Genomic DNA, 10989 nt, shown 5'->3' with positions numbered 1-10989 from the left:
TCTTGTGAGTAACGAAGAGAAGCTGGTCGACTACCTCAAGCGGGTCACGGCCGAACTGCAGCAGACCAAGCAGCGGTTGTCGGACGCCGAGCGGGCGAGCCGGGAACCCATCGCCGTCGTCGGCATGGGCTGCCGCTTCCCCGGCGACGTCGGCTCGCCGGAGGAGCTGTGGCGGCTGCTCGACGCGGGCGGCGACGCGATCACCGTGTTCCCCGCCGACCGGGGCTGGGACGGCGACGCGCTGTACGACCCGGACCCCGACACGCCCGGCCGCACCTACACCCGGCGCGGCGGATTCCTGCGCGGGGCCACGGACTTCGACCCGGAGTTCTTCGGCATCTCGCCGCGCGAGGCGGTGGCGATGGACCCCCAGCAGCGCCTCCTCCTGGAGACCTCCTGGGAGGCCCTGGAGCGGGCCGGGGTGCGCCCGGCCTCGCTGCGCGGCGCCCGGGTCGGGGTGTTCGCGGGCGCCATGGCCCCGGACTACGGGCCCCGGCTGCACCAGGCCGTCGGCGGCGCGGAGGCACACCTGCTGACCGGCACCACCAACAGCGTCGCCTCCGGGCGGATCGCGTACACCTTCGGGTTCGAGGGTCCCGCGGTCACCGTCGACACGGCGTGCTCCTCGTCCCTCGTGGCGCTGCACCTGGCGGTGCAGTCGCTGCGCCGCGGCGAGTGCACGATGGCGCTCGCGGGCGGCGCCACGGTGATGTCGACGCCGGGCATGCTCGTCGCCTTCAGCAGGCAGCGCGGACTGTCCCCGGACGGGCGCTGCAAGTCCTTCGCCGACGCGGCCGACGGCACCGGTTGGGCCGAGGGCGCCGGGATGCTCCTGGTGGAGCGGCTCTCGGACGCCCGGCGGCTCGGCCACCCGGTCCTCGCCGTGGTGCGCGGCAGCGCGGTCAACCAGGACGGCGCGTCCAACGGCCTGACCGCGCCCAACGGCCCCGCGCAGCAGCGGGTGATCCGGCAGGCCCTGGAGGACGCGGGCCTGACCACCGCGGACGTCGACGCCGTCGAGGCACACGGCACCGGCACCAGCCTCGGCGACCCCATCGAGGCGCAGGCCGTCCTCGACACCTACGGAGCCGACCGCGACCGCCCCCTGTGGCTCGGCTCGCTCAAGTCCAACATCGGGCACACCCAGGCCGCGGCCGGGGTCGGCGGCGTGATCAAGATGGTCCTCGCGCTCCAGCACGGCGTCCTGCCCCGGACCCTGCACGTGGACACCCCGTCGTCGCACGTCGACTGGTCGACGGGGGCGGTGAACCTGCTGACCGAGCGGCGCGAGTGGCCGGTGACCGGCGAGCCGCGCCGGGCCGCGGTGTCCTCGTTCGGCATCAGCGGCACCAACGCGCACCTCGTCCTGGAGCAGGCCCCCGAGGCGGAGGAGACCGAGCGGCAGGAGCAAGTACCGCTGCCCGCCGTGCCGTTGGTGCTCTCCGGCAGGACCCCCGAGGCCCTCGCCGCCCAGGCCCGGCAGCTGCTCGCCGCGGTGGACTCCCTGGACCCGCTGGACGCCGGGTTCACCCTCGCGACGACCCGGACGGCGTTCGAGCAGCGGGCCGCCGTGGTGGCGAAGGACCAGGAGGGGCTGCTCGCGGGCCTGCGGGCGATCGCGGGCGGCGGCGCGGGCCCGGGTGTGGTGCGCGGCGTCGCCCAAGGCGGCCGCACCGCCTTCGTGTTCGCCGGGCAGGGCACCCAGCGGCCCGGCATGGGCCGCGAGTTGTACGCGGCGTTCCCGGTGTTCGCGGCGGCGCTCGACGAGGTGTGCGCCGGGTTCGACGGACTGCTCGACCGGCCGCTGCGCGAGGTGCTGTTCGCGGAGGGGGAGGCCGGGCCGCTCGACCGGACCGGCTGGGCGCAGCCCGCGCTGTTCGCGGTCGAGGTGGCCCTGGCGCGGCTCCTCGGCTCGTGGGGCGTACGCCCCGAGGTCCTGGCCGGGCACTCGATCGGCGAGCTCGCGGCGGCGTTCGTCGCGGGCCTGTGGACGCTGCAGGACGCGTGCCGCGTGGTGGCGGCGCGCGGCCGGTTGATGGAGCGGCTGCCCGAGGGCGGCGCGATGGTGTCGGTGCAGGCCACCGAGGAGGAGGTCACCGAGGTCCTGGCGGGCGCCCCCCGCGAGGGAGCGGGCACCCCGGGCGAGGGAGCGGGCACCCCGGGCGCAGGGGCGGGCGCCTCCGGCGCAGGGGCGGGCATCGCCGCCGTCAACGGCCCCCGGTCCGTGGTCGTCTCGGGGGCTCAGGAGGCGGTCCTCGCGGTCGCCGGGCACTTCGCGGCCCTCGGTCGGCGCACCAAGCGGCTGCGGGTGAGCCACGCCTTCCACTCGCCCCTGATGGACCCGATGCTTGAGCCCTACCGCGAGGTGCTCGCCGGTGTGGCGTTCCACGAGCCGGTCCTGCCGATCGTGTCGACCGTCACCGGTGAGCCGCTGACCGCGCGGGAGGTGTGCTCGCCGGAGTACTGGGTGCGCCAGGTCCGCGAGCCGGTGCGGTTCGCCGCCGCGGTGCGCCGCCTCCAGGGCGACGGGGTCACCCGGTTCGTCGGCGCGGGCCCCGACGCCGCGGTGACCACCATGGCGGAGGGCTGCCTCGCGGAGCGGGACGGGGAGCCCGCGCCGGTCGTGGTGCCGGTCCTGCGCGCCGAACGGCCGGAGGCGGCCACGGCGCTGACCGCGCTCGCCGCGCTGTACGTACACGGCGTGGAGGCGGACTGGCAGCAGGTGTTCGCCGGGTCCGGCGCGCGCGCCGTGGAGGTGCCGACGTACGCCTTCCAGCGCGAGCGGTACTGGATGGACGTGACGGCGGCGGCCGGGGACCTGCGGGCCGCGGGCCTGACCGCGGGGGAGCACCCGCTGCTCGGCGCGGTCCTCTCGCTGCCGGAGTCCGGCGCGACGGTCCTGACCGGCTGGCTCTCCCTGGAGACCCAGCCGTGGCTGGCCGACCACGCGGTGTTCGGCCGGGTGGTGGTGCCCGGCGCGGCGTTCGTGGAGATGGTCCTGCGCGCGGGCCGCGAGGTCGGCTGCGGCCTGCTCGACGAGCTGACGCTGCACGCCCCGCTGGTCATCGGCGAGCGGACCGGGGCCCGCGTCCAGGTCGTGGTCGAGGACGGCGACGGCTCCGGCCGCCGGGCGGTGTCGGTGCACGCCCAGGTGGAGGGCGGCGAGTGGGTCCGGCACGCCGAGGGCTCGCTGGCCGACTGGGCCCAGCCCGCGGGCTTCGACGCCGCGGTGTGGCCGCCGGAGGGCGCGCGGGAGGTCCCGCTGGACGACCTGTACGCCTCTCTCGCCGCGCGCGGCTACGACTACGGCCCGGTGTTCCAGGGGCTCTCGGCGCTGTGGCGGCGGGGCGACGAGGTGTTCGCCGAGGTCGCCCTGCCCGCGGAGGCCGTGGCCGAGGCGGACCGGTTCGGGCTGCACCCGGCGCTGCTCGACGCGGCCCTGCACACCATCTGGTTCGGCGACTTCCTCGACGGGTCGGACGGCGCGGTCCTGCCGTTCGCCTGGTCGGGCGTGTCCCTCTCGGCGACCGGGGCGGCCGCGCTGCGGGTGCGGATGGCGGGCGCGGGCGCGGACGCGGTGTCGGTGCGCCTTGCGGACACCGCCGGGGTGCCGGTGGCCTCGGTCGACGCGCTGCGGGTGCGGCAGATGCCCGCCGACGGGCCGGGCGCGCCCGCGGACTCGATGTTCCGCGTCGACTGGTCGGCCGCGCCCGCCGAGGCGGCCGCCGCCGCCCGCTGGACGCTCGTACGGGAGGTGGCGGAGGTTCCCGACGACCCGGGCGTGGTGTTCCTGCGCTGCCCGGCCGGGCCCGACGCCCGGCAGGTCACCGCCGAGGTCCTCGCCGTCATGCAGGAGTGGCTCGCCGACCCGCGGCGCGCCTCCGGCACGCTCGCCCTGGTGACCGAGGGCGCGGTCGCCACCGCCGCAGGCGAGCCGGTCGACGGGCTCGCCCAGGCGGGCGTGTGGGGCCTGGTGCGCTCGGCGCAGACGGAGAGCCCGGGCCGGTTCGCCCTGGTGGACGTGGACGAGGCGGCGGCCGGGGCGGTGGCGTGGGGCGAACTCGCCGCGCTGCTCGACCAGGAGCCGCAGCTCGCCCTCCGCCAGGGCCGGGTGCTCGTGCCCCGTCTCGTCCGGGCCGAAGCGGGCGGCTCCACCGCGCCCGCGGGGGCGTTCGGCGCCGGTACGGTGCTCGTCACCGGCGGCACCGGAACGCTCGGCGGGGTCGTGGCCCGGCACCTGGTGAGCGCGCACGGCGTACGGCGCCTGGTCCTCGTCAGCCGCGCGGGCGCGGACTCGCCGCGCGGCGCGGAGCTGGCGGCCGAGCTGACGGAGCTGGGGGCCGAGGTCGTCCTCGCCGCCTGCGACACCTCCGACCGGGCCGCGCTCGCCCGCGTCCTCGCGGACGTCCCCGCCGAGGCCCCGCTGACGGCGGTCGTGCACGCGGCCGGTGTCGTCGACGACGGGGTGCTCACCGAGCTGAGCCCGGAGCGGCTCGACGCGGTGCTGAGCCCCAAGATGGTCGCCGCGTGGAACCTGCACGAGCTGACCCGCGACCTGGACCTGTCGGCGTTCGTCCTCTTCTCGTCGATGTCCGGCCTGATCGGCCCGGCGGGCCAGGCCAACTACGCGGCGGGCAACGCCTATCTGGACGCCCTCGCGCAGCACCGCCGGGCCCGGGGCCTGCCCGGCGTGTCCCTGGCGTGGGGCATGTGGGCCGAGCGCAGCACGATGACCGAGCACCTGACCGACATGGACCTGGCCAGGCTGGCCAGGTTCGGCGTGACCCTGTCCTCCTCGGAGCAGGGCGTGGCGCTCCTCGACGCCGCGCTCGGGCTCGACGAGCCGGTCCTGGTGCCGGTGGCGCTGGACCTGGCGTCGATGCGCGCCCAGGCGGACGTGCCGCCGATCCTGCGGCGGCTCGCGGGCCGGGGCGCGGCCCCGCGCCCCGCGCGCCCGGCGCCGGTGAGCACGGGCTCCCTCCTCGACCGGCTCGCCGGGCTGCCGGATGACGACCGCTACGAGGTGCTTCTCGACCTGGTGTGCACGGAGATGGCCCGCGTCCTGGACTATCCGGCGGGCCGGACGGTGGCTCCCGACCGGGCGTTCTCCGAGCTGGGCGTCGACTCGGTGGCGGCCGTGGAGTTCCGCAACCGCCTGGGCGCGGAGACCGGCATGCGGCTGCCGCAGACGCTGGTGTTCGACCACCCGACGGCCGTCGCGGTGGCCCGTGAGCTGATCCGTGAGCTCGCGGACCGGGCACCGCGCCCCGCGCCGGGTTCGGTCCTCACGGAGCTCGACCGGGTCGAGGCGGCCCTGACGGCGTCCTCGGCGACGGGGCCCGACGGGGACGAGATCGCGCAGCGGATCGAGGGCCTGCTGGTACGGCTGCGCACGCTCAGGGAGGCCGACAGGTCCGGGCCGAGGCTCGACGTCGCGGACGCGACGGACGAGGAGCTCTTCCAGTTCCTGGACGGCAGTTGAGGGCGGGGCCCGCCGTGACCGCGCGCTGAGGCGCCGCGGGCGGCGGGCCCGAAAGTCGCGAAGGGTTCGCTCGGGGCATCGGCCGCTGCTCCGAACGGGCCCTTCGCTCTTGTCCCGGCCGTGCGGCAATTCCGCGCCCATCGCGCGGTAATCCCTTGAAGGGCGCGCGGTTACCGTGGCATGACCGCGCGCAGGAGAAAGCGTGTCAGTCTTCCGCTACCCAGTCACATTCGTTTTCTGGTACGGAGGCCACCCATGTCAGGCTACCCGATAGCGCGGGCCATTCCTGCGCAATCACAGACCAATTCCGTTTGTTTTCGGCCGAGTTCCGGCCGGTGGCGTTCTGGGCGGCTGATTTCCGGCCGCTCGACTTCCGGCTCGACTTCCGGGCGGATCGCATGCTGACGCGGCTGCCGTCCCTCACGGGTCTGCGCTTCGTGGCGGCCCTGATGGTCTTCGCCACGCACGTCGTCTGGTACACCCAGCTCATCCCGGGCGACACCGGGGTGCGGCTGCGGGACGCCTTCGCCCTCTCCGGCTCGTACGGCGTCGGCTTCTTCTTCATCCTGAGCGGCTTCGTCCTCGCCTGGACCGCTCGCGCGAGCGACACGACGACCTCGTTCTGGCGCCGCCGCCTGGTGAAGATCGGGCCCATGCACTGGGTGACCTTCGGTCTCGCGGCGCTCTTCGTGCTCAGCACCGACCGGCCCACGCGCACCGTCGACTGGCTCGCGTCCCTGACCATGCAGCAGGCGTGGTTCCCCGACATCCGGACGAGTTCGGCCGTCAACGGGGTGAGCTGGTCGCTGGCGTGTGAATTCTTTTTCTACCTGGCCTTTCCGGTCCTTTTCCCCGTGGTGCGCCGCATCCGCGAGGAATGGCTGTGGCCGGCGCTCGCCGTGGTGCTCGGCCTGATCGTCGGGGCATTCCTCGTCGCCACGTACGCGGTGGACGACCAGCCCGGCCTCATCGGCTTCGGTCTGACCGGCGAGGTCTCCTTCGACCAGGTGTGGTTCGTGTACTTCTTCCCGCCGGTCCGCGCGCTCGAATTCGTCCTCGGCATCGTGCTGGCCCGGATCGTGGCGGCGGGGCGGTGGCCGCGCATCGGCCTGGTGCCCGCCTTCGCGATCGCCGTCGCCGGTTACGTGCTCGCCCTGAAGCTGCCGTACCTGGCGGGCACGGCCGGGATGTCGACGGTGTGGACCGCGCCGCTCATCGCCGCCGCCGCGGTCGCCGACCGGCAACAGACCCCGTCGGTGTTCCGCAGGCCCGCGATGGTGTTCCTCGGCGAGATCTCCTTCGCCTTCTACATGGTCCACTGGATCATCATCGTGACGGTGGCCGACTGGCACGGCCCCACCCGCACCTTCTCCCTCGCGACCGGCTCACTCATGGCCCTCGCCCTGCTCGCGGCGGCCGTGGTCTCCGCCACGATCCTGTACTGGTGCGTGGAGAGACCCTTGATGCACCGCTTCGGCCGCCACCGCCGGGCCGCGGTCGCCCCGGTCCCGCCGCCCGCGAGGGCCGAGGACCAGCGCGTACTCGACTGAGCGCCATCCCGTGCCGGAGGGCCGGGCGCGTCCCACGGGACGCGCCCGGCCCTCCGCGTTGCTCCGGGCGGGGCCCGGCTAGGCGGCCCGCACGGGCGCCGGGAAGTATCCGGCTTGCGTGAAGAACTTCGCGTACGTGGTGAAGAGTTCGGTGTCGATCTCCGGGCAGGTGATGCCCGTCCCGGACAGGGCGGACTCCGTCGCGCTGACGTCTACGCGCATGTACAGGGTCTCGCCCGCGGTCATGTAGGCGCGGAAGATGTCGATCGTCGGGAAGAGGGCGTTCTCCCGGTCGTCGCGGACCGTGGCCTCGAACTCGTCCCAGGACACCTCGTCCAGGACGTGGCCCAGGGCGCGGAGCCGCGTCACCATGTCGGCGAAGCTGACCGCCACCGGGTTGAACAGGTGGAAGGTCCGGCTGTCCGCCGTGCGGGACAGTTCGAGGACGGCCGCGCTGACGTAGTCCACCGGCACCATCGGGAACAGCGCGTTCGCGCCCGTCGGCACCTTCCCCGCCTGGAGGCTGCCCTTGAGGCTCAGCCAGACGAAGTCGCGGGTCTGGCAGGCGCCGTTGGTCTGCGCCCCTGAGATGACGTCGGCGCGGTAGATCGACACGGGCAGGCCGCGCTCCTGGGCGAGCCCGATGACCTTCTCGGCGACGTACTTGCTCTGCCGGTAGCCGTTGGTCAGCTCCTCCGGCGGCCCGGTCGGGTCCTCGGGGGTCAGACCGGCGCCGCCGGGTGCCGCCTTGGCGAAGACGCCGGTGCTCGACACGTAGTGCAGCGGGACGGTCCGGTGCAGCGCGGCGAGCCGCAGCGCCTCCTCGGTGCCGGTGACGTTGGCGGCCTTCAACGACTGGTACGGGTGCAGCCAGTTGACGGTGGCGCCCGCGTGGTACACCGCGTCGACCTCCCGCGCGAGCCGGTCGTACCGCTCGGCGGTGAGTCCGAAGCGCGGCGCGGAGAGGTCGCCGGGGAGCACCCTGAGGCGGTCGGGATCGATGTCGTCCCAGATGCCGTACCAGGTCAGGCCGGACCGCAGCCGGTCCAGGGCGGTCGCCTCGTCGGCGCCCCTGACCAGGCAGTGCACGGTGGCCCCCGTCGACCGCATGAGGTCCCTGAGCAGGAAGCCCCCGACGAACCCCGTCGCCCCGGTGAGGAACACCTGCCCGGGGTCGGCGACCACGGTGACGACCTCGTCGGCCGGGACCACGTCGTCGGCGAGCCGCACCTCGGCCGCGAAGTCCACCGCGGACCGGGCGGGCGCCTCGGACCGGCTGGCCAGCTCCGCGCCGAGGTGGTCGATGAGCGCCGCGGGGGTGTTGTGGTCGAACAGCAGGGTCGGCGGCAGCCGCAGACCCGTCACGCCCTCCAGGTGGTTGCGCAGCTCCACGGCCGTGAGCGAGTCGAAGCCGAGGTCCGTGAAGACGGTGGCGGGGGTGATGCCGTCGGTCCTGGCGTGGCCGAGGATCGCGGCCACCGACGAGCGCACCAGGTCGAGCAGCAGCTCGCGCCTGCCTGGCCCGTCTAGCTCGGCGAGGCGCTCCGCGAGCTGCCCGCTGTGCGCTGCCGCGGCGGTGACCACGCGCCGGTCCGGCCTGCGCACCAGGCTCCGCAGCACCGGGAAGAGCGGGCCCGCCTGCCGTTCGAGCAGCCCGACGTCGAGGTGCATCGGCACCGTCGCCGGGTGCGCGGCGGCGAGCGCCGCGTCGAACAGCTCGGGCCCCTCCTCCGGCGCGATGGGCCTGAGGCCCGACTGCGTCGCCCGGCTCCAGTCGACCTCGGAGAGCCGCGAGGCCATGCCGTGCTCCTGCGCCCACGCCGCCCAGGCCAGCGAGTCGGCAGGGAGGCCGTGGGCGCGGCGGTGCTGCGCGAGGGCGTCGAGGAACAGATTGGCCGCCGAGTAGTTCGCCTGCCCCGGCGAGCCGATGACACCGGCGACCGACGAGAAGAGGGCGAAGAGGGCGAGGGGTTGGCCGTGGGTGAGTTCGTGCAGGTGCCAGGCGGCGTCGACCTTGGGCCGCAGGACGGTGGTGAGGCGTTCGGGGGTGAGGGCGGTGATGATGCCGTCGTCGATGACACCGGCGGTGTGGACGACCCCGGTGAGCGGGTGTTCGGCGGGGACGGCGTCGAGCACGGCCTTGAGCGCGTCCCGGTCGGCGGCGTCACACGCGGCCACCGTGACCGCGGCACCCATCCCGGTCAGCTCCGCGGCCAACTCCTGCGCCCCGGGCGCCTCCTGGCCCCGACGGCTGGTCAGGACCAGGTGCCGTACCCCGTACGCGGTGACCAGATGCCGGGCGAACAGACCACCGAGCGCACCGGTACCACCGGTGATCAGGACCGTCCCCTCCGGCGCCAACTCCGGCGCGGCCGTGGTGGCCGGGCGCACCCTGGCCATCCTCGGGGTGCTCGCGCGGCCCGCCCGGAGGGCCAGCTGCTCGTGGCCGGAGGCGATCGCGGCGGTGAGGCACCGGGCACTCGCCGGGTCGTCGTCGAGGTCGATCAGGGTGATCCGGCCCGGGTTCTCGACCTGGGCGGACCGGACCAGGCCCCACACCGGGGCCGCGCCGAGGTCGACGTCCTCGCCGTCACGGGTCGCGACGGCGTTCCGCGTGACCAGGACGAGCCGGGACGTCTCCAGGGCGAGACCGTCCTGCACCAGTTCGAGCGCCCGCAGGGTGCTCCGGTGCGCCGCGTCCACCGTGCCGTCCCCGGACGGCACGTCGAGTACGGCCACGAGGACGTCCCCCGCGGCGTCCGCGACGCTCTCGACGCGGTGCCCGACGCCGTCCGGCGCGTCGCCGAGCACGGCGAGGCGGGTGGGCGTGAGGTCCTCGGGGTCGGGCAGGTCGACCGGCGACCAGGCCACGTGGAACAGCGAGTCGCCGCTCGCCCCGTCGAGCCGCTCCACGGGCGCCACCGGGGTCGGCCGCAGCGCGCGGGCCTCGGCGACCGGCTCGCCCGACCCGTCGGCCAGCCACAGCCGGAACGCGTCGTCGCCCTTGGACCTGAGCCAGACCCGCAGCGTGCGCGGCCCGGAGGCGTACAGGGTGAAGCCGTGCCAGGACAGCCCGGTGGTGTCGCGCCCGGCGGCGAGCAGCGGGTGCAGCGCGGCGTCGAGGAGCGCGGGGTGGATCCCGAACGCCTCCAGGTCCGCGTCGTCGGGCAGCGCGACCTCGGCGAACAGGTCGTCGCCCCGCTGCCACAGCGCCCGCAGCCCCTGGAACACCGGCCCGTGCGCGAAGCCCTTCTCGTCGAGCCGCTGGTAGAAGCCGTCGAGCCCGGCCGGGGTCGCGCCCGGCGGCGGCCAGGCCTCCAGGGACACCAGGGGCGCGGGCTGCGCCTCGGTGAGCAGGCCGGTGGCGTGCGTCTGCCACGGCGCGCCCTGCTCGTCCCGGTCGGGCCGGGAGCTGATGGTGATCCGCCGGTACGCGTCCTCGCCCGCAGCGCCGATGGCCACCTGCACCTGTACGCCGCCGCTCTCGGGCACGGTCAGCGGGGTGGCGACCGTCAGGTCGGCGACGCCGGAGCAGCCGACCTCGTCACCGGCGCGGACCGCGAGCTCGACCAGGGCGGCCGAGGGCAGCGTCGCGGTGCCGCCGACGCGGTGCCCGTCGAGCCAGGGGTGGGCGTGCAGCGAGAGCCGCCCGGTGAACACCGCCCCGTCGTCACCGGCGAGCCGGACGGCCGTGGCGAGGAACGGGTGCCCCGGCGCGGCGAGCCCGAGCCCGGCCGTGCTGCGCGAGGCCGCCGAGGTGCTGTCCAGCCAGTAGTTCTGGTGCTGGAAGGGGTACGTCGGCAGGTCCACCAGGGCGGCCGGGGTGCCCGCGAACAGCCGGGCCCACTCCACCGCGTGCCCGGCCGCGTGCACCTGCGCCAGCCCGGCCAGCGCGGTGCGCACCTGGGGCTGCTCCCGGCGCTGCAACGCCACGAACGACGCCTCCACACTCTGCGC

The 10989-nt window shown here is 75.2% G+C and carries 2 protein-coding genes and 1 pseudogene; 2 read left to right on the top strand and 1 reads right to left on the bottom strand.

The genetic code is table 11. From position 1 onward, the window contains the following. Positions 1–31 precede the first annotated feature (31 nt). Positions 32–5482, top strand: a pseudogene (locus ACIG3E_RS40660) (SDR family NAD(P)-dependent oxidoreductase); the annotation flags it as partial. Between the two features lie 311 nt (positions 5483–5793). Then, entirely contained in the window at positions 5794–7032 is a 1239-nt protein-coding gene (locus tag ACIG3E_RS40655) for an acyltransferase family protein (RefSeq protein WP_399626212.1), read from the top strand. Between the two features lie 78 nt (positions 7033–7110). On the opposite strand, the gene ACIG3E_RS40650 is transcribed toward ACIG3E_RS40655, so the two are convergent. Next, entirely contained in the window at positions 7111–10965 is a 3855-nt protein-coding gene (locus tag ACIG3E_RS40650; RefSeq protein ID WP_399626210.1) for a thioester reductase domain-containing protein, read from the bottom strand. Between the last annotated feature and the right edge of the window lie 24 nt (positions 10966–10989).

This window comes from Streptomyces sp. NPDC053474, assembly GCF_044544845.1.
Lineage (GTDB): Bacteria > Actinomycetota > Actinomycetes > Streptomycetales > Streptomycetaceae > Streptomyces.
Note: the sequence above shows the minus strand (reverse complement) of the source record. Positions and strands in the feature narration are given on the sequence as shown.